The sequence below is a fragment of the Celeribacter baekdonensis genome, assembly GCF_003047105.1.
Lineage (GTDB): Bacteria > Pseudomonadota > Alphaproteobacteria > Rhodobacterales > Rhodobacteraceae > Celeribacter > Celeribacter baekdonensis_B.
The window spans coordinates 899,015-921,086 of sequence record NZ_CP028475.1; the positions used below are offsets into that span (position 1 = coordinate 899,015).

A 22,072-nucleotide genomic window follows, 5' to 3' on the forward strand; every position below is an offset into this window, starting at 1 on the left:
CATTCCCATCTTTCAGAACAGGGATCATGTGACGCTGATTAACCTAAAGTCAACTTCCCCAACGGAAGCCGCCTTTATCCTGCCTCAATTTTAACCCATTCGCGGATCGCCATTCTCGGAATGGAACCAATGAACGCGATTGTTTTAAAATAGGGCAAAAGTGAAAACAATAACACCAACCTTCTTCGAATCACTGTGACGGAAACTTGGCGACAAACGCGGCGTAACATCTTGGTAAATGCCACAAATCTCCGCCTCGCAGGGATCAAAAGGTTAGATCACGATTTCTGACGGCTCAATAATGGCCTCCATCGCCACATGGGTTGAGGTCGAGTTGACAAAGGGCAGCGCCGAAATTTTGTCTCCCATCACTTGGCGATAATGGGCAATATCATGGGCGCGCACTTTGACGAGATAATCAAACCCACCGGCGATCATATAGCATTCCTCGATCTCGGGCACGAGCTTGACCGCTTCGTTGAATTTCTTGAGCGCGGATTCGCGAGTGTCGGACATCCGCACCTCAACAAATGTGACATGACTCAATCCGAGCTTGAGCGGTGAGACCACGGCGCGGTAGGCTGAAATCAGCCCGGCCTCTTCCATATTCTTGATCCGCGCGGCCACGGGCGTTTTCGAGAGGCCGACCCGTTTGGCCAATTCCGTCACCGGTATCCGAGCATTATGTTGCAATTCGCGTAGGATTTTACGGTCAGCCTCGTCAATAATCATCATTCGTCCTTTTTAACGTCTGTTTTTGTCCGATTTACCTTCTCCAATACCCTCTTTTGGACGCAACGACCAGTGGAACGCAGATATTCAGGGTAAAACAAATTCCGGAGTGGACCATGTTCGATCATAAATTCGATACGTTTGCAGGGCGCGCCAAAATTGCACCTGAACAGGATGTTTTGAAAGACCTCATGCATCAGGCCGCTCTGACCGAGCCGGATCGTGTGGCGATTTCAAACCGGGCGGCGGGGTATATCCGCCGTATTCGGGCTGAGGCCAACCCCGGATTGATGGAGAAATTCCTCGCCGAATATGGTCTTTCGACCCAAGAGGGCGTGGCCCTGATGTGTCTGGCCGAAGCGATGTTGCGCGTGCCGGACGCCACGACCATCGACGCACTGATCGAAGATAAAATCGCCCCCTCCGATTGGTCGAAACACATTGGCGAGGCCTCTTCGCCACTGGTCAATGCCTCAACTTGGGCGCTGATGCTCACAGGCCGGGTGTTGGACGAGCGCGATCCGGGCGTGGCGCGTGTGCTGCGCTCTGCGATCAAACGTGTGGGCGAGCCAGTGATCCGGGTCGCGGTGGGCCAGGCGATGAAACAGATGGGCCGTCAGTTCGTTTTGGGCCAGACCATCGACAAGGCGCTGGATCGGGCGCGCGAGCGCGAAAAACAGGGCTATACCTATAGCTATGACATGTTGGGTGAGGCCGCGATGACGAAAGCCGACGCCACGCGCTATGCCAAATCCTACAGCGATGCGATCACAAGCATTGCCAAAGCCGCCACCCACGGCTCGGTCGAAACCAATCCGGGCATCTCAATCAAACTCTCGGCTTTGCATCCGCGCTATCAGGTCGCCCAAGAGGCGCGCGTGATGGCCGAGCTGGTGCCAATCGTGCATGATCTTTCGGTGATGGCGAAACAGGCCGGGATCGGTCTGAACATCGACGCCGAAGAACAGGACCGTCTGGTTCTCTCGCTCAAAGTGATCGAAGCGGTGCTGTCCAGCGACGATCTTACGGGTTGGAATGGCTTTGGCGTCGTGGTTCAGGCCTATGGCAAACGTGCCGGTCAGACGATTGACTGGCTGAATGCACTGGCCACGCGTTTGGATCGTAAAATCATGGTCCGTCTGGTCAAAGGCGCCTATTGGGACACCGAAATGAAACGGGCGCAGGTCGAGGGGCTCGACGATTTCCCGCTGTTCACCAGCAAGACCGCGACCGATGTCAGCTACATCGCCAATGCACGCAAATTGTTTGACTATTCTGATCGGATTTATCCGCAATTCGCCACCCATAACGCCCATTCCGTCGCTGCGATTTTGGAAATGGCCGATGGCCGTCCGTTTGAATTTCAGCGTCTGCATGGCATGGGCGCGCAGCTGCATGATGTTGTGATCAAAGACGAAAAAACCCGCTGCCGGATCTACGCTCCGGTTGGTGCGCATCGTGATTTGTTGGCCTATCTGGTCCGCCGACTGCTTGAAAATGGCGCGAACTCGTCCTTTGTGAACCAATTGGTGGACGAAGATGTCAGCCCGGAAGAGATCGCCGCCGATCCGTTCACCGCGCTGGCCGCTGCCACCGCCCCTTCCGGTCTGCGCGCTCCAAAAGACCTGTTTGCCACCGAAGGTCGAACCAATTCCAAAGGGTTTGATCTCTCGGATGAGGCCACTTTGGCAGAGATTGACGCCGCCCGGAACGTGCCCCTGCCCCACGCCGGACCGATCACGCTGCGCCCGGCCACGGGCAAGACCTGCGATGTTGTAAACCCGGCCACGGGTGAGGTCGTGAGCGCGGTTTTGGAAGCGGACGAGGCCACGGCCCTGCGCGCCATCGAAGATGCAACGGCGTGGGATGCGCCTGTGTCTGAGCGCGCGGAGATGCTGCGTCGCGCCGCCGATCTCTACGAGGCCAACGCCGGCCTGATCTTTGCCACTTTGGCGCGCGAGGCGGGAAAAACCTTGGCCGATTGCGTTGGCGAACTGCGCGAAGCGGTTGATTTCCTGCGCTATTACGCCGGTCAGGCCGAAATGCGTGGCGACACCATTGAAGCGCGCGGTGTTTTCACTGCAATCAGCCCATGGAATTTCCCTCTGGCGATTTTCTCCGGCCAAATCGGCGCGGCTTTGGCCGCAGGCAATGGCGTGATCGCCAAACCCGCCGAAACCACCCCCGTGATCGCCAGCATCGCCGTGTCATTGCTGCATGAGGCGGGCGTGCCGAACACCGTTCTGCAACTGATCACCGGGCTTGGGTCCACCGTGGGCCGGGTGCTGAGCTCGGACGCGCGCGTGGCGGGCGTGGTGTTCACCGGCTCAACCGCAACGGCCCAATCCATCCGCCGCGCCATGGCTGGCACGATGGACGCAGGCGCGCCGTTGATCGCGGAAACCGGCGGGTTGAACGCCATGTTGGTCGACTCGACCGCCCTGCCCGAGCAAGCCGTGCGCGACATTGTCGCCTCCTCCTTTCAATCGGCGGGCCAACGCTGTTCGGCGCTGCGGTGCCTCTATGTCCAAGAGGACATCGCCCCGCATTTCATCGACATGCTCAAAGGCGCGATGGATGAACTTTGCGTTGGCGACCCTTGGGCGTTGACCACCGATGTTGGCCCCGTCATCAACCAAACCGCCTATGACAGCATCAACGCCTATATCGCCGCCAACGAGGCCAAGGGGCGTTGCTCCATCGCGTTGATGCGCCGACCTCTGGCCTCTTCGTTGCCCCGACCCTGTTGAAAGTTGGCGGTATTGCCGATCTGGAGCGCGAGGTTTTCGGGCCCGTGCTGCATGTCGCCACCTTTAAGGCGCATGAGTTGGACAAGGTGATTGCGGATGTGAACGCGCGCGGATTTGGTCTGACCTTTGGTCTGCACACCCGGATCGACACGCGGGTGCAAGAGATTGCGGATGGCATTCATGTTGGCAACCTCTACGTCAATCGCAACCAAATCGGTGCCATCGTTGGCAGCCAACCCTTTGGCGGCGAAGGGCTTTCGGGCACCGGGCCGAAAGCGGGCGGACCAAGCTATCTGACCCGGTTTGTCAAACCACAGGCCGCCCCCGAGGCGGGTGTTTGGGAGGTTCCTTGTGATGTGGAGACCCTCAAAGCGGTACTGACCAAGACCCAAAGCGGTGCGCTTTTGGCGGCCACGGAAATGCCGGGGCCGACCGGCGAGGCCAACACCCTGCGCAGCTATGCGCGCGCACCGATCCTGTGTATGGGACCGGGACAAGCGGCCGTCGAGGCACAAATCGCTGCTGTTGAGGCCTTGGGCGGGGTTGCGATCCCGGTCAAAGGCGCGATTGACCCCGCCGTATTGACCTCACTGTCAGGCTTTGATGGCGTGATCTATTGGGGGCGTGAACCGCGCGCCTATGCCGAGGCGCTGTCCCTGCGCGACGGCGCGATCTTGCCGCTGATCACCGCCCTGCCGGATGCCGCCCATGTTGCCCATGAACGGCACATGTGCGTTGACACCACCGCGGCGGGCGGCAACGCGGCCCTTTTGGCCGGATAAGATCCGCAGCACTCCGCTGCCGCACTCAAACAGATCCCCCCGCGCCTGAAACATGGCGCGGGGGTTTTACTTGGGTCACACATCGCGCACGAACATCGCGCACGAACATCGCGCACGAACATCGCGCACGAAAAAACCGCCGCTCCTATGTGAGGAACGGCGGTTTTGTTGCTGTGTGATCTGAGGCGATTAGCCGATGGTGGAGAGGAACCGTTGCAGATCGGGGTCTTGCGGATTGTTCATCACCTGCTCGGGCGCCCCGATTTCGGCCAAAACGCCTTTCTTGAAAAAGGCAACGCGATCAGAGACATCGCGGGCAAAGCTCATTTCGTGCGTCACAACAATCATGGTCATGCCCTCAGAGGCCAAAAGCCGCATGATGTCGAGCACTTCGCCAACAAGTTCTGGGTCAAGCGCCGAGGTGGCTTCGTCAAACAACATATAGGTCGGTTCCATCGCCAGCGCGCGGGCAATCGCCAAACGCTGTTGCTGACCGCCCGAAAGCTGCGACGGATAGTGGTTGAGCTTGTCACCCAAGCCGACGTGTTTGAGTTGCTTTGCGGCAATCTCCTGCGCGTCTTTGCGGCTGAATTTCGACACCACACGCGGCGCGAGGGCCACGTTTTCAAGTGCGGTCAAATGCGGGAATGAGTTCCATTGCTGAAACACCGTGCCCAATTTCTGGCGTAACTTGTTGATGTCGGTGCCCTTGGCATGCACGTCCACCCCATCGACGGTGACCTTGCCGCCATCAATGGTTTCCAGCGCGTTGATGCAATAGAGCAACGTCGATTTGCCCGATCCAGACGCGCCGATCAGCGACACGACCTCGCCCTTGTCCACGGTCAGGTTGATGCCTTTGAGAACTTCCAGAGGGCCAAAGGATTTGTGCAGGTTTTCCAGTACGATCATGATTTTTGCCTCTGTTCGTAACGTGCGCCCAATCGCGACAGCGGATAGGAGATGATGAAATAGATCAGGCCGACCAGCAGCATGATTTTGACCGACTCTTGGGTGCGGGTGTTGAGGATTTGCGAGGCGCGCAGCAATTCGACATAGCCGATGGCCGAGACCAGCGCAGAGTCTTTGATGGTTGCCAGTGCGACACCAAGCCAGGACGGAAACGCCGTGCGCAGGCCGACGGGTGTGGTCACATGGCGCATTTCTTGCCAGTAACTCATCCCCAAACAGCGCGCCGCAGCCCGCAAACCGGGCGGCACAGCGTCGATGCCGGAGCGGACCACAACGGCGACAAGCGAGGCGGTGTAGATGATCAACACGATCGTACCCGACCAAAATGCCGGCAACGGAAAGCCCGCAATTGCCACGAAACTGTCAAACAGGATCAATTGGATCAGCAAAGGCACCGAGCGGAACACATCCAGCACGGCCATGACCGCAAAGGTGATCAGCTTGTTGTTCAGCGACATCAGCCAGCCAAACACCATGCCCAAAAGCGTGCCCAAAAGGATGGAAACGACTGAGATTTGGATGGTTTTCCATGCCCCTTCGAGCAGGAAGGTCAGGTCACTCCACTGCAGCGTGGTAAAGACATCGGTCATGATTTTGCCCTTTCCGCTTTGAACAAGGGTCGGCCCAGAATGGCCATCAAAATCAGCGCCATTTTGGCGATCAGATAGTAGATCACGGCGGTGGCGGCGAAGAATTCAAAGGTGCGGAAGGTGCGCGAGTTGAAATATTGCGTCTCGCCCGACAATTCACGCAGACCCGCCAGCATCCCCAAAGAGGAAGCCAGAATGACCCAAGTGAACTGGTTCGTCATCGGCCCGTAAATGGCACGCAACACCTGCGGCAACACCACATAGCGCATGGATTGCATCCGGTTCATCCCCAACGTACGTGCGGCTTTGTCCTGACCGGCGTTCACCGCGTTAAAGCCACCGCGATAGGTCTCGGCCATATAGCCCGCACAGTTAAAGGTCAGCGCGGCAACGACCGCCGTATAGGAGCTGAGAAAAATACCGAACTCGCCAAGGCCCCAATAAAACACGAAAATCTGGAACAGAGACGGCGTGTTGCGCGCAATTTCGACCCAGGTCGAACCAAACCCGCGTAGAACACGCAGTTGGCTTGAGCGGAAGAAATAGAGCACAAGGCCGATCATCAGACCAAGTGCCATTGCGATGATTGAGACCTGAAGTGTGACCAGTGAGGCTTTCAGAAGATCGGGAAGAGCCTGAATAACCGGTCGCCAGTGGAATTGATAATCCATCCAAATGACCCATAATTTGGACGGCGACAGGGGTGCCTGCCGCCGCCAATGTGACGTTAAATCAGGAGTTAGTAGTAGACGCCCAAAGTCGTCAGGTCGGGCATTTCGCCGCCGATGTGTTTCGTATAGAGATCACCGAGCGTGCCGTCGCGGTAGGCGTGGTTGATGTAGAGGTTCAGGTAGTTGATCCAGCCAAATTCGTTCCGCTCGGTCATAAAGCCAACGATATCTGCGCCAAAGGGGGCCACGGGACCGGCTTTGAGGTTGGAAAAGCTTTCCGATTGCAGAATGTTGGCGATGGCGGTGTCTGTGGCGATACCGGCTTCGACGCGGCCTTGGGACACGGCAAGATAGGTGTCGTTTTCGGCTTGGAACGTGGTGATTTTGCCTTTGCCATCCGGCCAATTGGCGGCGCTGTAATCGGTCAGTTCGGATTCATAGGTCGTGCCAACCGCGACACCGACATTGGCGTCTTGGAGTTGGTCCCATTCGGTGATTTCGGAATCGGCAGGCAGCAAGGATTGGAATTGGAACACCATGTAGGGGATGGTGAAGCCAACGGTCTGTGCGCGCTCAAGCGAGTCCGAGGAGGAGGCAATCGCCACATCGGTGCGGCCAGAGATCAGCGACGGAATACGCTCGGCCCAGGTGACGCCGACGACTTCGGCTTCTACGCCCATGCGGGTTGCGAGATCATGACAGATGTCCACGTCCATACCGGCCGGGTCGTTGTTGGCGTCGCGGTAGCCCATGGGTGGGAAGTCGAGCACAACGGCGCAACGCAGCTTGCCCGAGCCCAAAACATCATCAAGTTTATCGGCGGCGGCGGGCGTTGCCAAAGTGGCGCCCAAAAGAGCCAAAGCGCCAAATGCGCCGAGAACTGTGGTATTTTTCATGTGAGATCCCTGAAGTTTTGTTTGGTTATAAAGCCAGAATACAGGAGCAATTGCAGTCATATTGCCCTAAAGGCGCGCGCCTGTGGTCGATATGACTAAATTGAAGGTTAAATCTGGGAAATTTTGTCATCCCGACCTCCACAGCCTCGATTCGCGGCTCACTAAAGCCAGACTAACGTCCGTGGCTACTCTTGGGAACCTTTGGCCAATTTGATTTGTCACGCCGGGATCGACAGGTGCCCCAAACCGGCGATTGAGCGCCTCATTGAGGTTTGTGCGGCACATGGCCTACGGGTCAAATTGTGCGACAAGCACTTCTAACATCGCGAAGGGTTCGACGAGTAGATCGCACAATGCCTCTTTTGAGAGAGTATCCAGCGAGAGCTTCCACGCGCCAATACCAACGATTTTTTCTAAAGACATGTCGGTGATTGGCGTCTCAGAGGAAACAATCTGTGCCGAGACATACGGCTTAAGCGGATTGTCAATTTTGCCATAAATCAAGACCTGGAGGTGCAGATTGTGCCGAAGATGCCGGACACCCATCGTTGTGAAGCGTGCTCCTTGAACTTCTGAACGAGGGACTTCACCGCCGAGTTCAATCATGTGCTCTGTGAAACAGATTTCAATCCATTTAAGAGCCTCAGCCTTGATCGGTTTGATGTCATAAGGTTGCAAAAAACTTATGCGTTTCTCACTCAGCGACATAACTCTTTGCTGCCAGTATGCAGAGGTCGCCTCTTTCAGATCATCTGATGGTTCCTCAAGGCGTAGGGTGCGCTTTGCTTCCGCGACACAGACCTGATAGGCACCCAGATCATCCAAGCCTAAATCATGCAGCGCCTGGGCCGCCATCTCTTTGCACCACCGCACAGATGGCAAGCGGTGCGCATCATCCATTGCGAACAGCTGTTCGACAAACTGGGTAACCAAACGCACCGTTCCCCCGCCGCGCGACCGCGTTTGAGCGACTTTGGGATGGAGCTTTTCGTGGGGTGCTGTAGTGCCTAGTGGTTAAGTCGCTAACTAAACACCGCGCAAATTAAAAATCGACATGAAGCGAAATTGTTTCTCAACCTCAAGTGTCACCTCACCACTTAATTGTTCAATCGAACACATAGCGCCACACACATTAAGACTAATGTTAAAATCTAACCTAGAAACCAATGGGATATCAATCTGAACTGAGGGAAGAGACACCCATCCTTTCTTATCATGTGTCGGTAAAATCAGGCCAGATTTGTCATCATTAATAATCGATATTCGTGCGCCGTCTGCCAAAGTTTGTATTTCGAGTACATCAACAGAACTCACCACTGAAGGCGTCGTAAATAACGGCCTTCCAAGCCTCGCGGGAAAGATATCTGAAATGCGTTCTTGCCTAAATATACTGGTCTCAAAAAAGTAACTTTGCGGCAAAAAAATCTCATATCCGCCTTCATTGCTTGCTCGCAATGTAATCTCAACTTTATGAGACATACCGGGGTTCAAAAAAATAATGATCAACCCAAATGCAAGTATTGCAGCTAGAGTCTTCATTCTCAATGGCCTCTCTCATTTCTTACCAATCGTTCATCCCGACGCGCTTCGTGCGCATGTCGCCTCTGCTCTTGACGTTGTTTTTCTTCTAACTTGGCTCGCTCTGCTTTGGTAAGTGAAACATCTCCATCATAGCCCCATCGAGGATTGAGCAGCCCAAGAAAACGCTCCGTGACGGTTATCGGACCCTTTATTGGATGCGTGCCTAAGGCTATGTGTGGCGCAACATCTGCAACTGCATGTTTCAAAGGGTCCGTGACCGTTAATGCTCTTAGGATGAACGCGGATTACATTCCCAGACTGATTATAACTTTCCATCCATTGTCTGGCCGATCCTGTAGCCGGATTATATTCAGTTACGAATGATGCACCACGCGTTGGGCCTTCCCTTCGAACTGGAATTTCTTCTGTATAATAGCGAATGCGACTATCAGGTCGTGTTTTGGTTGTCACAGCTTCTGCTTGTACCTGCTCTAACGCTGACAGCTTAGAACGCAGAGCAGATTTATTTGACGGACGTTTATAATGTGCCGTTTTAGCGACCCCAAAGATGAGCCCAAAATTCTTTGGGGTTCAAACCCTCAAATTTTCCAAATGGCAGTACAGGTATAAAACGTGAAAATGCTGGAACTTCAGACCTTGATGAGGATCACGATAGAAATTCTCTGCCAACTGGCAGCTAAAAGAGGACTTGGTAGTCACCTCTTTTAATAATGGTACCCGTGGGCGGACTCGAACCGCCAAGCCTGTTACAGCGGGGGATTTTGAATCCCCTGTGTCTACCAATTCCACCACACGGGCAAAAAGTTCCGCGCACATCATCGCGGTATGGGGCATTTATCGAAGCTCGCGGGCGACGACAAGAGGGATTTGTCAGATTTATAACCGATCGGCAGAAAAAGTGTCACAAGAGGCCAAATCTCCGGTTTTATAGCCGGTCGCAAACCAGTTTTGGCGCTGCTCGGAGGTGCCGTGGGTAAAGGTGTGCGGTTGCGGCACCCGTCCGGCGTTCTTTTGCAATGTGTCGTCACCGATTTGTTTGGCCGCATTCAATGCCTCGCGAATGTCGCCATGCTCAATCGACCCAAAGGCCTCATCGGCCTTTTTCGCCCAAATCCCGGAATAACAATCGGCCTGAAGCTCGATCATCACCGAGACCGCGTTGCCTTTTTGCTCTGACACTTGCGCGCGGTAGGCATTGGCCTGACCCAAAATGCCCAATTCGTTTTGGACATGATGCGCCACTTCATGCGCGACCACGTAAGCGGCGGCAAAATCGCCTTTCGCGCCCAGTGCGCGACTCATCGTGGTGAAAAAATCGGTATCGAGGTAAACTTTTTGATCCGACGGGCAATAAAACGGCCCGGTCGCCCCCGAGGCGGAGCCACAGGGGCTTTGGGTCACGCCTTTATAGAGCACCAGAATCGGCGGCTGGTAGCGCGCGTTCAATTGCTCGGCAAAGACACCGGTCCAAATCTCTTCGGTGTCGGCCAGGGTGACGGAGACGAATTGTGCCGCCTCTTCATCGGCGGCGGTGATTTGGGTGTTCTGGGTTTGGGGGCTGATACCCCCTGCCCCTTCCAACAGTGGCGTGACGTCAATGCCAAGGAAATAGCCGATGACCACAACCGCGATCAGGCCCAAGCCGCCGATCCCACCCACGGCCTTGCCGCCGCTCATGGCGCGCCGATCCTCAATGTTGCGCGACCCGCGCCGTCCTTGCCATTTCATCACTCACCCTCGGCCAAAATCAAAACTGTGCTCACAATAACGTCACCCCTGCGTCCGACAAGCCGAAAGCACCCGGCATATGCTTGACCCTTGGGGAAGAATGGGGCCTATAGACCGAGACCAAGCGGGGATTTTGAGCGTATGCTAAAGCGGTTGTACAATTGGACGATGTCTTTGGCGGAAAGTCCGCATGCGCTTTGGGCCTTGGCGGTTGTTGCCTTTGTGGAAAGCTCGGTCTTTCCGATCCCACCCGATATTTTGATGATTCCGCTGATCGTGGCGCGCCCGAAAGATGCGTTCAAAATCGCTGGGATCGCGACTTTGGCCTCAGTTTTGGGCGGGATGTTGGGCTATTGGATTGGCTTTGGTGCCTTTGAAACCATCGGTCGCCCGGTGTTGGAATTCTATGGCAAAGACGCCTATTTCGACGAATTCGCCGTGAAATATAACGAATGGGGCGCTTGGGCCGTGTTGATCGCGGGGGTCACGCCCTTCCCCTACAAGGTGATCACCATCTTGTCGGGCACCACGCATTTGTCTTTGCCGGTGTTCATCGTCGCCTCTATTGCCGCACGGTCGATCCGGTTTTTCGTCGTCGCAGCCTTGTTGTGGAAATTTGGCGATCCGATCCGCGATTTCATTGAGCGGCGGTTGGGGCTGGTCTTCACCGTGCTTATTCTTCTGCTTGTGGGCGGCTTCTACGCCGTTAAATTCCTATGATGTCTCTGATCTCTCGCCTCTGCGCCCTGCAAACCGCGCTTCTTGCCGCGCTGGGGTCGCTGTCGATCCTTTTGGGGGCCTTCGTGTTTCAGGCTATGGGCTATGCGCCCTGTCCGATGTGCCTGTGGCAGCGCTGGCCCCATGCCATTGTCATCGTCTTAGGCGCACTGTTTTTGGCGACCCGCCTGCGGCTTTTGCTGATTTTGGGCGCGCTGGTGATGCTGGTGTCTTCGGGGCTTGGCCTGTTTCACGCCGGTGTCGAACAGGGCTGGTGGCCCGGCCCAAGTTCCTGCACCTCTTCTGGCCCAAGCCTGTCCGGCCTCTCAGGCATGGATCTTTTGCCCTCTGCCGGGGCGGCGAAATTGGTGCTCTGCGATGAGATCGTTTGGGACACATGGGGGCTTGGCATCACCATGGCGGGGTGGAATTTCCTGTTCTCCTTGGTGTTTGTCGCGCTTTGGATCATGGCGTGGAAAAAGCCGCGCTGAGTGATTTTCGCAGCGCTGATCGCCGGGTCGATTTCTGGGACGATTTCTCTGTCGATCGCTGTGTCGCGCTGGGTTAACCCGGCTTTAACACTGATGCTGTTTTAACCATCCTGCCAATTTTGACCAAAACCGCGCTCACAAATGCGTTTTCAGGATTGAAATCGCCGCGCTTTGTGCGAATCTTTAGGATATGAAACAGAGAAAACCCTCCGCACCCACTGTGGTCCCCTTTCCATCCGCGCGCCGCAGTCGCAAACGGGTCGGTGGGCCTTTGGCCGACATGCGCGCCGAGGCGCTGAGGGATCGGTTTCGTCAGGTGTCAGAGGCGTCCTATACAGGCGACGCAACCACACCGCTTAAAAAGCTGTTGAAACGGTTTTAAGCCGCGCCGGATCGTTCTCCGCCGCGCGCCTGTTTTTCATGCATGACCATCAATGTATGGTAAATTCACCCACACAATTGCGCCATTCGCCCGGTGAGATCAATTTGCGATGGGTGAAGCGCACATGGTGCAACGGACCTTCGATGGTCTCTTGCCAAAACGCGATGAATTTGAACAATTTCGGGTAATCTGGCGCAAGGTCATAGAGCTGCCACGAAAACGTATTCAGAACACTTTGGTAATCCGGCATTCGATAGGTGAATTCCGCCAAAGTCAGGCCATATCCCGAGAGCATCATCTCGGTGTCACTCATCTGGTTTTGCTGCGCTGTTGCCATCAAGGTTTCTCCTGTTGCTTGGGTTTTTCCTATACGTTTGCCTCCCTAAGACTCAGTCTGCCTGAAATTGGTTAATTGTCTATAAAAACAATATGTTGTCACTCTTTTGATCTGGCTGCCAGCGGTACGGCATCCGATGGAGCGCAGCAGAGGAAATCATCGCCGGTTCCCCCATTGCACCCCACATCCCGTATGATGTAAGATGCCGCATAACACTATATAGATCGCACCAAACAACAGGCGGACACCGTGAGCGACACTCCAGAAACCCCTGAAAACGAAGAAGAAACCCCACGCGTGCCGATGGCATGGGACGGGCCGAAGATTTCCATCACTCAGGAGATGAAAAGCTCTTATCTCGATTATGCGATGAGCGTGATCGTCAGCCGCGCAATCCCGGATTTGCGCGACGGGTTGAAACCGGTTCACCGCCGCATCCTGTTTGCGATGCATGAGGCGGGCAACACCCATGACAAATCTTATCGCAAATCGGCGCGCTCTGTCGGCGATACGATGGGGAAATATCACCCGCATGGTGATAGCGCGATCTATGACGCCCTTGTGCGGATGGCACAGCCGTTTTCGATGTCCCTGCCCTTGCTCGATGGTCAGGGCAACTTTGGTTCGATGGATGGCGATGCCGCCGCGGCGATGCGCTATACCGAAGTGCGTATGGACAAACCGGCCGCCTATCTTTTGGCCGATATTGACAAAGACACTGTCGATTTCACTCTGAACTACGACGGCAAAGACCGCGAACCGACTGTGCTTCCGGCGCGGTTCCCAAATATGTTGGTCAATGGTGCGGGCGGGATTGCCGTCGGCATGGCCACCAACATCCCGCCGCACAACTTGGGCGAAGTGATCGACGCCACTTTGGCGCTGATCGAAAACCCGGACGTGTCCTCCGAGCGGCTGATGGAAATTGTGCCTGCGCCCGATTTCCCGACAGGCGCGATGATTTTGGGCCGCTCTGGCGCGCGCAAAGCCTATCTTGAGGGTCGTGGTTCCGTGGTGATCCGCGCCAAGACCCGCGTCGAAGAAATTCGCAAAGACCGCTACGCCATTGTCGTGGACGAGATCCCCTATCAGGTCAACAAGGCAACGATGATCGAAAAGATCGCGGAACTTGTGCGTGACAAGCGCGTCGAAGGCATCGCCCATGTCCAAGATGAATCCGACCGTGTTGGTGTGCGCGTTGTGGTCGAGCTGAAACGTGATGCAACGCCGGAGGTGGTGCTGAACCAATTGTTCCGCTTTACCCCGCTGCAAACCTCGTTTGGCTGTAATATGTTGGCGCTCAATGGCGGACGCCCGGAACAGATGACCCTGCGCCAGTTCCTGGAGCATTTCATCACCTTCCGCGAAGAAGTCGTGGCGCGCCGCACCGCGTTTGAACTGCGCAAAGCTCGCGACCGCGCCCATATCCTCTGTGGTTTGGCTGTGGCTGTGACCAATGTCGACGAAGTTGTTGCCACCATCCGATCCTCTGCCGATGCGGCTGAGGCGCGGGCAAAATTGATGGAACGCCGTTGGCCCGCCGCAGACATCGCCGATTACATCCGATTGATCGACGATCCGAGCCATAAGATGAACGACGATGGCACCTATAACCTGTCCGAGACCCAGGCCCGCGCGATCCTCGATCTGCGGCTGCAACGCCTGACCCAGATCGGCGTCAAAGAGGTCACCGACGAATTGCAAGAGCTCGCCGGCAAGATCAAAGATTTCCTCGCCATCCTCGCCTCGCGCGAGCGGATCATGGAGATCATTTCCAACGAGTTGATTGAGGTGAAAACCCTATTCGCCGTGCCGCGCCGCACCGAGATTGTCGATTGGTCGGGCGATATGGAAGACGAAGACCTGATCGAAAAAGAGGATATGGTGGTCACCATCACCGCCTCCGGCTGGGCCAAACGCACGCCTCTGGCCGATTACCGCGCGCAAAAACGCGGCGGCAAGGGCCTGTCTGGCATGGCGACCAAGGACGAAGACGTGATCACCACGCTGTTTGTCGCCAACACCCACACCCAGCTTTTGTTCTTCACCGATGACGGCATGGCCTATAAGTTGAAAACATGGCGCTTGCCGCTGGGTGGCCGGACGGCCAAGGGCAAGCCGATCGTCAACATCCTGCCGATCCCGACGGGTGTGGGCATCGCGGCGATCATGCCGGTGGACCGCGACGAGTTGGATTGGGACGGGCTTCAGATCGTCTTTGCCACCTCGAAGGGATCGGTGCGTCGCAACCGCCTGTCGGACTTCACAAATGTGAAATCCAACGGCAAAATCGCGATGAAATTCGAAGGCGAAGACGAGGGCACCCGCCTGATCAACGCCCGGATTTGCGATGAAAATGATGACGTGATGCTGGTGACTTCCTCCGGCCGTGCGATCCGGTTCCCGGTCACAGACGTGCGCGTGTTCAACTCGCGCGCCTCGACCGGTGTGCGCGGGATCAAGCTGGGCACGGACGATGAGGTCGTGTCGATGTCGGTGATCAAACACTTTGATGCCGAAGCCTCTGAACGGGCCGCTTACCTCAAAATGCGTCGCCAAATGGCCGGTGCCGATGAGGTAGAGGCGACCGACGATGAGGAAGAGGCTGAAGAAGGCTCGATCTCCATGGAACGGTTCGAGGAAATGAAGGCGGCCGAGGAGCTGCTTGTGACCATCACGCAAAATGGCACGGGCAAACTCAGCTCTTCGCATGGGTATCCGGTTCGCGGACGCGGCGGCATGGGCGTGACAGCGATGGACAAAGCTATGCGCGGCGGTGCGCTTGTGGCCTCCTTCCCGGTCGGCATCGAGGACCAAATCATGCTGGCCACCTCAAAAGGCCAATCCATCCGCTGCCCGGTCGAAGGCATCTCCTTCCGCTCGCGCTCGGCGGGTGGTGTGAAAGTGTTCAACACCGGCAAAGGCGAAGAGGTCGTGTCGGTGGCCTGGATCGCCGAAAGTGATGACGAAGAGGACGGTGCTGCGGAGGAATAAAGCGCAAGAGCCCCTCACATAAATGTGAGGACATCTCCCTATCCCACTCATAAAATAGGCAAAAAGCCGCTTGAACTGACGGTTCTTGCGGCTTTTTCTATGCGATTTTTGTCGAGTAACATGTGCGATTTTGTGGTATATGTATCCAAATACACACATATTTTCACACAGATTATAAAAGTGAACGCCCCCTCTAAAATTCGCCTGATGAGAGGGCTAAATGCAGCTCATAATTTTCCATGAGGTTGAAAATGAGCAACGTACAAAAACTTTCACTCGCCTTGGCATTGGTTTCGACAGCAGGCGCAGCCGCCGCTGACGGCCTGACCTACAGCAATGTAGAGGCGGTCTACGGCAATATCGAAGAGCTGGACGTCACCCGCCTGAACGGCGAAGCTGACTACATCATGGGTCAGTACTCCTTCACCGGCTCTGCGGGCCTTGTGTCTGCTGAAGGTGATGACGCCTCCATCCTGCGCGGCACTGCGGGCTACGCGATCATCCCCGGCCTGAACGTCTACGGCCTTCTCAGCTATAGCCAGGCCGAAGGCGGCAACGACGAAACCTCCTATGGTTTGGGCGCAGAATTCCAAAACAACGACTATGGCGTTGCACTGGAATACGAAAAATTTGACGACGCTGATATCGACAGCGTAACCCTTGCTGGTTTCTATGGCTTTGGCGCATCCACCGTCTACGGCTTTGCCAATGAGATGGACAATTTCGGCTCCTATGGTCTCGGCTATAAATATGACGCCGCAGCTTTCGAAGCCAACATCGCCAGCCTTTGGGATGAAGACGGGTTTGACGCAGGGGCAACCGCATTCAGCGGCGCATATGACGTCAATGCGAAATTCACCGTTTTGGCCTCTGTCCTCACCACCAATGACAATTTCCTCGACAACGGCATCTACACCGTTGGCGGCAGCTACAACCTGACGGATACAACATCCGTGGAAGCCAACTATGGTCAGTCCTTCGGCAGCGATATCGTGGACGGCGACGGCTTCACCCTCGCCCTCTCTTTCGAAACCGGCGCTCGTCGTGTTCGCGTGACCGATCAGGTGACCAACTACGTCACAGATACAACGCCGCTCTACGATCTTCTCGACTTCTAAATCCTACTCAGGATCAAGACGATCAAACCTGCCCCACACGTCAGTCTGATGTGTGGGGTTTTTCATGGGCGAGCCGCTTTAAAGCTCTGACATAGGCGCGCGCCCTCTCTTTTCTTTCTCCCAGCTTTGAACTACATCCCGAGCCATGACAGATAAAACACTCCACATCGTCGGCGGCGGCATGGCCGGGTCCGAAGCGGCATGGCAGGCGGCTCATATGGGCCTCAAAGTCGTGCTTCATGAAATGCGTCCCGAAGTGGGCACATTCGCCCATCACACCGGGAATTTTGGCGAGATGGTGTGTTCCAACTCGTTCCGCTCGGATGATGACGAACAAAACGCCGTCGGCCTGTTGCATTGGGAAATGCGCGCGGCCAATGGCTTGATCATGGCAATGGCGCACAAGCATCGCTTGCCCGCAGGCGGCGCCTTGGCCGTGGACCGCGATCCCTTTTCTGAGAGCGTCACAGCCGCGCTCAAAGCCCTGCCCAACGTCTCGGTCGAATATGGTGAAATCACCGAATTGCCCTCTGAGGGCACATGGATTTTTGCCACAGGCCCGCTGACCTCACCCGCGCTTGGCGAGGCGATTGCGCGCGAGACCGGCACGGATCGTTTGGCGTTTTTCGACGCCATCGCCCCCATCGTCTATGCCGAGAGCATCAATATGGATGTGGCCTGGATGCAGTCGCGCTATGACAAGGGCGAGACTGAGGAAGAGCAAAAAGCCTATCTCAATTGCCCGATGACCAAGGACCAATACGAGGCCTTTATCGACGCGCTTTTGGCGGCGGAAAAGACCGAGTTTCATGAAAATGAAACGGCCGGCTATTTCGACGGCTGTCTGCCGATCGAGGTCATGGCCGAACGCGGTCGCGAGACGCTTCGGTTTGGGCCGATGAAGCCGATTGGCCTGACCAATGCGCATCAGCCGGATGTGAAACCCTACGCGGTGGTGCAGTTGCGCCGCGACAACAAACTCGGCACGCTTTTGAATATCGTCGGCTTTCAAACCAAGATGAAATACGGCGCGCAAACCGCTGTTTTAAAAATGATTCCCGGTTTGGAAAATGCCAGTTTTGCCCGTTTGGGTGGTATTCACCGCAACACGTTTTTGAACTCTCCGACGCTATTGGATGATCAAATGCGGCTCAAATCCCGGCCCAATATCCGCTTTGCCGGACAGGTCACAGGTGTGGAGGGCTATGTGGAATCCGCTGCCATGGGGTTGCTCGCTGGCCGCTTGGCCGCAGCCGAACTTTTGGGCCATGAGATGGGTCCGCCGCCCGGCACCACCGCCATGGGTGCGCTCATTCATCACATCACCGGCGGGGCTGAAGCCAAGAGCTTTCAGCCGATGAATGTAAACTTTGGCCTGTTCCCGCCACTTGACGGGATGCGTGCTGGTCGCAAGGGCCGCAAAGAGCGCTATAAAGGCTATACAGACCGCGCCAAAGAAGAGTTCACCGCATGGTTGGGCGTGGCGGAGGTTTAGGAGGCGTGCCTTGAATTACATCCTCGCGATTTTCTTACCGCCCCTGTCGATCCTGCTGACCGGGCGGCCCTTTGTGGCCATTTTCACCTTTTTGATCTGGGTGCCTGCGCTGATTTTTTCCGGTGGATTGACCCATCCGATGTTTATCCTCTTGGCTTGGCTTCTGATCTTTCAAGCGCGCGAGGATCGGCGTGACCGCGGGCGTCGCCCGTGAAGCCCCCTGCGCGTCGCTATGTCACCCGGTTTGCCCCAAGCCCCACAGGGCCTTTGCATCTGGGCCACGCCTATTCGGCGCTGACCGCCTATCACCGTGCGCGGGCGCATGACGGGCTGTTCCTGTTGCGGATCGAAGATGGTGACATCACCCGTTGCCGCCCGGAATGGGAGGCGTTGATCTATGCCGATCTGCGTTGGCTCGGCCTGTCTTGGCCTGAACCGGTTTTGCATGTCACCGCACGCGAAGACATCTACGCAAGTGCTTTGAATCGTCTCGAAGAATTAGGCCTGATCTACCCCTGTTCCTGCACCCGCCGTGATGTGATGAACGCACTCTCCGCCCCGCAAGAAGGCGCACCAATGGGACCGGATGGCGTGATCTATCCCGGCACCTGCCGGTCCCGCACGATGGCATCCTTTCGTCCCGGTGAAGCGGTGCGTTTGAATATGCAAAAAGCCGTGGAATATCTTGGGGATGTGACGCGTTTCTCATGGGTTGAAACTGGCCCGGACGCCCCCGGAACTCATCGTTTAAGTGCCCGTCAATTGATCCATCACGTCGGTGACATCGTTCTGGCCCGCAAAGACATTGGCACCGCCGCTTATCACCTCTCGGTGGTCTTGGATGACGCGCATCAAGGTGTGACCGAGGCCGTGCGTGGCGCGGATTTGAGGGAGGCGACCCAGATCCACCGGCTGTTGCAAGCCCTGTTGGATCTGCCGGACATCGCCTATCACCACCACGCTTTGATCCGCGACGCCGAAGGCATACGGCTCGCCAAACGTGCCGATGCCAAGGCAATTTCGAAGTTTCGCGAAGAGGGATTATCGCCTGAAGACATCAAGATGATGATCGGTTTAATTTAAATATTTCATATATTTACGAGGCGAAACTCACACCATAGGTGACATCAGTTCAACCACATCACCATCCCGCACCGCGCGATAAAAACACGACCGGCGGTTGGTGTGGCAAGCCGGGCCAGTCTGGGTCACCGTCACAAGAATGCAATCGCTGTCGCAATCATAACGGAAATCGACCAGCTCTTGCACATGGCCCGAGGTCTCACCTTTGATCCAAAACGCCTGACGCGAGCGCGACCAATAGGTCACCCGCCCCGTTTCCAGCGTCTTTTGCACCGCCGCCGCATTCATCCACGCCATCATCAAAACATCACCACTCTCGGCGTCTTGGGCGATGGCCGGGATCAGCCCTTTGTCATCATATTTAAGCGAAGCCGGATCAAAGCGCATGACGGGTCCTTTCCATAGGCGGGTCTGTGACCTATCTAAGAGAGCAGTTGATGAAAGGCAAACCATGTCCGCTCAAACTCCCGCGCATACGTCAGCGCAAAGCACCGTCGATTTGGCCAAGCTCTACTCTGGCAAACTTTTGGCTTTGGCCGCCGATATTCCGCTGACCGGGCGGCTTGAGATGCCACAGGCCAGCGTGCGCGAACGGGCGCCGTTGTGTGGATCGACCGTGACCGTGGACTTGGATGTGGAGGATGGGAAAGTCGTGCGGTTTGCCCAGGACGTCAAAGCCTGTGCTCTGGGTCAGGCGGCGGCCTCCGTGTTAGGCGCGCATGTCATCGGGCGAACCGGCGCGGAATTGGCGCAGGCGCGCGATGAACTTGAGGCGTTTTTGAAACAGAACGGCCCGGTGCCCTCCGCGCCCTTTGAAGGCTATGAGGCGCTTTTGCCCGCGCGCGACTATAAAAATCGCCATGCCTCGATCCTTTTGGCCCTCACCGCGGCAAAAAATGCCTTTGAATTGACTGAAAACGCCACGGATTTAACGAACTCGTAAGAGGCGTGGTCCATTGTCCTCCTGCAATTGGAGGCCAAAATGATTCCGAATCCTGACTTTGAAAACGCAACATCTGCGGATCACAGAATGAGCTTGTTGGCCAAATATGCCGGTCAGCTTGGGTTTGAAGTTGTGGATATCGCGGGGTTTCTCGACAGTGTCGATGAGCAATCCAAAAGCCAAATCGCGGTTTTGGGCGATGTACAATCCTCCGCCACGGATGTGATGACCGCCAATGGCGCCGTGCGCGACGCTTTGGCCACGGTCACCGACATCACCGATCAAACCCTCAATCGCGTCGAAGGCTCGGTTGGGTTTGTGCGTGAAAGCGGCCAAAAATCGCAACAGGTTGCCAGCTGGGTCAAAGACCTGTCCGAGCGCATGGAACGGGTCGCAAGTTCGCTAAGTGCCGTTGAGGCGGACAACACAAATATTGCTGACATCGCGCGTCAGGTGAATATTCTCGCCATCAACGCCAAAATCGAGGCGGCGCGTGCGGGTGACAGCGGTCGCGGCTTTGGCGTGGTGGCCGAAGCCATCAACGAATTATCGCGCAAAACTGCCCGTGCTGCCGCCGGGATCGAAGAAAACATTGCCACCCTGTCCGAGTGGGTCGGGCGCCTGCGCGAAGAGGCCACGGGGGTCTCCAATGACGCCGGGCATGTCATCTCTTCGGCTTCGGAAACGGATCTGGCTCTGAGCGAGATTGCCCAAGGGGTGCGCAAAACCCATGATGCCACCCGGATTATGGTCACAGAGGCAGACAAGGTCCGAGATGCCGTCGCGCGGTTCCAACCCGCCTTTGACCAAATCGGCAAATCCGCCCATGCCACGGCTGAGGGTATTCACGTCGCCCACGAACGTGTCGACAAGCTGATCGACACCTCTGAAACCATTTTTCAAACCACCGTTGCCTTGGGCGGCGCGAGCGAAGATTTGGCCTTTATCAATAAGGTGCAAGAGGCCGCCGCGCAGATTTCGGCGCTTTTTGCCAAGGGCATGAGTTCGGGGCGCATCAGCCACTCAGACCTTTTTGATCGAAGCTACGTCGAACTTGCCAATACCAATCCACAACAATACATGGCACGGTTCACGACCTTTACCGATGAGGTCTTGCCTGCGATTCAGGAGCCTATGCTTGAGTTCAGCCCAAAAGTTGTCTTCTGTGCCGCCCTTGATCCAAACGGCTATCTGCCAACCCACAATGCAAAATTCTCTGCGCCACAGGGGCATGATCCGGTCTGGAACGCCGCCAATTCCCGCAATCGGCGTGTGTTTGACGACCGTGTCGGTCTGAAAGCTGGGCGCAACACTGACTCTTTCCTCCTCCAAGTGTATCGCCGCGACATGGGAGCGGGTAAATTCATGATGATGAAGGATCTCTCGACCCCGATTTTCGTGGATGGCAAACACTGGGGCGGTTTGCGTTTGGGATATACGTTCTAACGCATCATCCCTCCCCCAGTGCGCCAAAAAAATCCGCCGCGCTTCAAAAGAAGGCGGCGGGAAGTACGATCTGAGGCCCGCGGGGTTGATGGGATGAGGGTCCATCACTGACGGGAACAGGTAAATGTCAGACCCAAAATTGGGCTGCGGGTTGGGGATCAGATCTGAGGCAAGTGTAGATGTGGTTACACCAGGGCCGGAAGGCTCAGCCCACCCAAGAGGATGACCAAAAGTGCAATCGCACCGATCATGTCTTGTACCAGTGTTCCTTGCGACCGGGTGGCAACGGATTTGAGGTCCTTGATCATGTGAGCATCCTTTGAACAGGTTGGTTAATGATGTGTTGCCACTTTGTTCTCACTTTTAAAGATCTATGTAAAGAACTTTTTAAGAACATTTGCGA

At 55.9% G+C, this 22,072-nt stretch carries 21 protein-coding genes, 1 tRNA gene and 1 pseudogene; 11 read left to right on the forward strand and 12 right to left on the reverse strand.

All coding sequences use genetic code 11. The annotated features are described in order from the left end of the window. Window positions 1-273 precede the first annotated feature (273 nt). The gene (locus DA792_RS07905) at window positions 274-732 is read right to left on the reverse strand and encodes an Lrp/AsnC family transcriptional regulator (protein ID WP_107719476.1); all 459 of its coding nucleotides are present in this window, start codon (window positions 730-732) and stop codon (window positions 274-276) included. A 116-nt stretch (window positions 733-848) separates the two neighbouring features. Between DA792_RS07905 and putA the strand changes: the two are divergent. Beyond that, window positions 849-4,264, forward strand: a pseudogene (putA, locus tag DA792_RS07910) (bifunctional proline dehydrogenase/L-glutamate gamma-semialdehyde dehydrogenase PutA). A gap of 189 nt (window positions 4,265-4,453) precedes the next feature. Here the strand turns inward: putA and DA792_RS07915 are convergent. The 8 genes from DA792_RS07915 to ypfJ form a co-directional block, all read right to left on the reverse strand. Then, the gene (locus DA792_RS07915; protein WP_107719477.1) at window positions 4,454-5,176 is read right to left on the reverse strand and encodes an amino acid ABC transporter ATP-binding protein; all 723 of its coding nucleotides are present in this window, start codon (window positions 5,174-5,176) and stop codon (window positions 4,454-4,456) included. Continuing rightward, window positions 5,173-5,826, reverse strand: coding sequence for an amino acid ABC transporter permease (locus tag DA792_RS07920; RefSeq protein WP_107719478.1), 654 nt, complete (start codon window positions 5,824-5,826; stop codon window positions 5,173-5,175). The genes DA792_RS07915 and DA792_RS07920 overlap by 4 nt, the downstream gene beginning before the upstream one ends. Next, the gene (locus DA792_RS07925; protein ID WP_107719479.1) at window positions 5,823-6,497 is read right to left on the reverse strand and encodes an amino acid ABC transporter permease; all 675 of its coding nucleotides are present in this window, start codon (window positions 6,495-6,497) and stop codon (window positions 5,823-5,825) included. The genes DA792_RS07920 and DA792_RS07925 overlap by 4 nt, the downstream gene beginning before the upstream one ends. A 68-nt stretch (window positions 6,498-6,565) precedes the next feature. Beyond that, complete coding sequence (locus DA792_RS07930; protein WP_107719480.1) at window positions 6,566-7,393, reverse strand: transporter substrate-binding domain-containing protein; 828 nt, start codon at window positions 7,391-7,393, stop codon at window positions 6,566-6,568. A gap of 288 nt (window positions 7,394-7,681) precedes the next feature. Beyond that, window positions 7,682-8,332, reverse strand: coding sequence for a hypothetical protein (locus DA792_RS07935; RefSeq protein ID WP_159075205.1), 651 nt, complete (start codon window positions 8,330-8,332; stop codon window positions 7,682-7,684). 87 nt (window positions 8,333-8,419) lie between these two features. Further along, entirely contained in the window at window positions 8,420-8,932 is a 513-nt protein-coding gene (locus DA792_RS07940) for a hypothetical protein (RefSeq protein WP_107719482.1), read from the reverse strand. Between the two features lie 714 nt (window positions 8,933-9,646). Further along, a tRNA-Leu gene (locus DA792_RS07945) sits at window positions 9,647-9,733 on the reverse strand. 78 nt (window positions 9,734-9,811) lie between these two features. Then, window positions 9,812-10,663, reverse strand: coding sequence for a KPN_02809 family neutral zinc metallopeptidase (ypfJ, locus tag DA792_RS07950; RefSeq protein ID WP_107719483.1), 852 nt, complete (start codon window positions 10,661-10,663; stop codon window positions 9,812-9,814). A 141-nt stretch (window positions 10,664-10,804) separates the two neighbouring features. On the opposite strand from ypfJ, the gene DA792_RS07955 reads away from it, so the two are divergent. The 3 genes from DA792_RS07955 (at window position 10,805) to DA792_RS07965 (ending at window position 12,253) form a co-directional block, all read left to right on the forward strand. Further along, window positions 10,805-11,383 (forward strand): YqaA family protein, encoded by a 579-nt coding sequence (locus DA792_RS07955; RefSeq protein WP_107719484.1) that lies wholly within the window; start codon window positions 10,805-10,807, stop codon window positions 11,381-11,383. After that, the gene (locus tag DA792_RS07960; RefSeq protein WP_107719485.1) at window positions 11,380-11,871 is read left to right on the forward strand and encodes a disulfide bond formation protein B; all 492 of its coding nucleotides are present in this window, start codon (window positions 11,380-11,382) and stop codon (window positions 11,869-11,871) included. The genes DA792_RS07955 and DA792_RS07960 overlap by 4 nt, the downstream gene beginning before the upstream one ends. A gap of 190 nt (window positions 11,872-12,061) precedes the next feature. Continuing rightward, complete coding sequence (locus DA792_RS07965; protein WP_107719486.1) at window positions 12,062-12,253, forward strand: hypothetical protein; 192 nt, start codon at window positions 12,062-12,064, stop codon at window positions 12,251-12,253. A 49-nt stretch (window positions 12,254-12,302) separates the two neighbouring features. Here DA792_RS07965 and DA792_RS07970 read toward each other — a convergent pair whose 3' ends face one another. After that, window positions 12,303-12,590, reverse strand: a complete 288-nt coding sequence (locus tag DA792_RS07970; RefSeq protein ID WP_107719487.1) for an usg protein — start codon at window positions 12,588-12,590, stop codon at window positions 12,303-12,305. 249 nt (window positions 12,591-12,839) lie between these two features. Between DA792_RS07970 and gyrA the strand changes: the two genes are divergently transcribed. The 5 genes from gyrA (at window position 12,840) to gluQRS (ending at window position 19,280) form a co-directional block, all read left to right on the forward strand. Then, the gene (gyrA, locus tag DA792_RS07975) at window positions 12,840-15,584 is read left to right on the forward strand and encodes a DNA gyrase subunit A (RefSeq protein WP_199908138.1); all 2,745 of its coding nucleotides are present in this window, start codon (window positions 12,840-12,842) and stop codon (window positions 15,582-15,584) included. Window positions 15,585-15,835: 251 nt separating this feature from the next. Continuing rightward, a complete protein-coding gene (locus DA792_RS07980) occupies window positions 15,836-16,702 on the forward strand; it encodes a hypothetical protein (RefSeq protein WP_107719488.1) in 867 nt (288 codons plus the stop codon). A gap of 145 nt (window positions 16,703-16,847) precedes the next feature. Then, a complete protein-coding gene (gene trmFO, locus DA792_RS07985) occupies window positions 16,848-18,197 on the forward strand; it encodes a methylenetetrahydrofolate--tRNA-(uracil(54)-C(5))-methyltransferase (FADH(2)-oxidizing) TrmFO (protein WP_107719489.1) in 1,350 nt (449 codons plus the stop codon). A gap of 10 nt (window positions 18,198-18,207) precedes the next feature. Beyond that, window positions 18,208-18,411 (forward strand): hypothetical protein, encoded by a 204-nt coding sequence (locus DA792_RS07990; RefSeq protein ID WP_009571898.1) that lies wholly within the window; start codon window positions 18,208-18,210, stop codon window positions 18,409-18,411. After that, window positions 18,408-19,280, forward strand: coding sequence for a tRNA glutamyl-Q(34) synthetase GluQRS (gene gluQRS / locus DA792_RS07995; RefSeq protein WP_107719490.1), 873 nt, complete (start codon window positions 18,408-18,410; stop codon window positions 19,278-19,280). The genes DA792_RS07990 and gluQRS overlap by 4 nt, the downstream gene beginning before the upstream one ends. A 27-nt stretch (window positions 19,281-19,307) precedes the next feature. Here the strand turns inward: gluQRS and hisI are convergent, their stop codons facing one another. Next, entirely contained in the window at window positions 19,308-19,667 is a 360-nt protein-coding gene (gene hisI, locus DA792_RS08000) for a phosphoribosyl-AMP cyclohydrolase (protein ID WP_009571896.1), read from the reverse strand. 64 nt (window positions 19,668-19,731) lie between these two features. Here hisI and DA792_RS08005 point away from each other — a divergent pair, with 64 nt between their 5' ends. Beyond that, the gene (locus tag DA792_RS08005; protein ID WP_107719491.1) at window positions 19,732-20,223 is read left to right on the forward strand and encodes an iron-sulfur cluster assembly scaffold protein; all 492 of its coding nucleotides are present in this window, start codon (window positions 19,732-19,734) and stop codon (window positions 20,221-20,223) included. An 87-nt stretch (window positions 20,224-20,310) separates the two neighbouring features. After that, window positions 20,311-21,669 (forward strand): methyl-accepting chemotaxis protein, encoded by a 1,359-nt coding sequence (locus tag DA792_RS08010; RefSeq protein ID WP_254679640.1) that lies wholly within the window; start codon window positions 20,311-20,313, stop codon window positions 21,667-21,669. 185 nt (window positions 21,670-21,854) lie between these two features. Here DA792_RS08010 and DA792_RS23060 read toward each other — a convergent pair whose 3' ends face one another. After that, window positions 21,855-21,977 carry a hypothetical protein gene (locus tag DA792_RS23060; protein WP_269771043.1) on the reverse strand — a complete coding sequence of 41 codons (123 nt, stop codon included), beginning with the start codon at window positions 21,975-21,977 and terminating at the stop codon, window positions 21,855-21,857. Between the last annotated feature and the right edge of the window lie 95 nt (window positions 21,978-22,072).

Bases quoted from the DNA above. Each gene is read 5' to 3' on its own strand.
- DA792_RS23060 (WP_269771043.1), bottom strand. From the start codon at position 21,977: ATGATCAAGGACCTCAAATCCGTTGCCACCCGGTCGCAAGGAACACTG.
- DA792_RS07930 (WP_107719480.1), bottom strand. From the start codon at position 7,393: ATGAAAAATACCACAGTTCTCGGCGCATTTGGCGCTTTGGCTCTTTTG.
- DA792_RS07970 (WP_107719487.1), bottom strand. From the start codon at position 12,590: ATGGCAACAGCGCAGCAAAACCAGATGAGTGACACCGAGATGATGCTC.
- DA792_RS07905 (WP_107719476.1), bottom strand. From the start codon at position 732: ATGATTATTGACGAGGCTGACCGTAAAATCCTACGCGAATTGCAACAT.
- DA792_RS07960 (WP_107719485.1), top strand. From the start codon at position 11,380: ATGATGTCTCTGATCTCTCGCCTCTGCGCCCTGCAAACCGCGCTTCTT.
- DA792_RS07915 (WP_107719477.1), bottom strand. From the start codon at position 5,176: ATGATCGTACTGGAAAACCTGCACAAATCCTTTGGCCCTCTGGAAGTT.
- DA792_RS08010 (WP_254679640.1), top strand. From the start codon at position 20,311: ATGAGCTTGTTGGCCAAATATGCCGGTCAGCTTGGGTTTGAAGTTGTG.
- DA792_RS07965 (WP_107719486.1), top strand. From the start codon at position 12,062: ATGAAACAGAGAAAACCCTCCGCACCCACTGTGGTCCCCTTTCCATCC.
- DA792_RS07955 (WP_107719484.1), top strand. From the start codon at position 10,805: ATGCTAAAGCGGTTGTACAATTGGACGATGTCTTTGGCGGAAAGTCCG.
- DA792_RS07920 (WP_107719478.1), bottom strand. From the start codon at position 5,826: ATGACCGATGTCTTTACCACGCTGCAGTGGAGTGACCTGACCTTCCTG.
- DA792_RS08005 (WP_107719491.1), top strand. From the start codon at position 19,732: ATGTCCGCTCAAACTCCCGCGCATACGTCAGCGCAAAGCACCGTCGAT.
- ypfJ (WP_107719483.1), bottom strand. From the start codon at position 10,663: ATGAAATGGCAAGGACGGCGCGGGTCGCGCAACATTGAGGATCGGCGC.
- DA792_RS07925 (WP_107719479.1), bottom strand. From the start codon at position 6,497: ATGGATTATCAATTCCACTGGCGACCGGTTATTCAGGCTCTTCCCGAT.
- hisI (WP_009571896.1), bottom strand. From the start codon at position 19,667: ATGCGCTTTGATCCGGCTTCGCTTAAATATGATGACAAAGGGCTGATC.
- DA792_RS07940 (WP_107719482.1), bottom strand. From the start codon at position 8,932: ATGAAGACTCTAGCTGCAATACTTGCATTTGGGTTGATCATTATTTTT.
- DA792_RS07980 (WP_107719488.1), top strand. From the start codon at position 15,836: ATGAGCAACGTACAAAAACTTTCACTCGCCTTGGCATTGGTTTCGACA.
- trmFO (WP_107719489.1), top strand. From the start codon at position 16,848: ATGACAGATAAAACACTCCACATCGTCGGCGGCGGCATGGCCGGGTCC.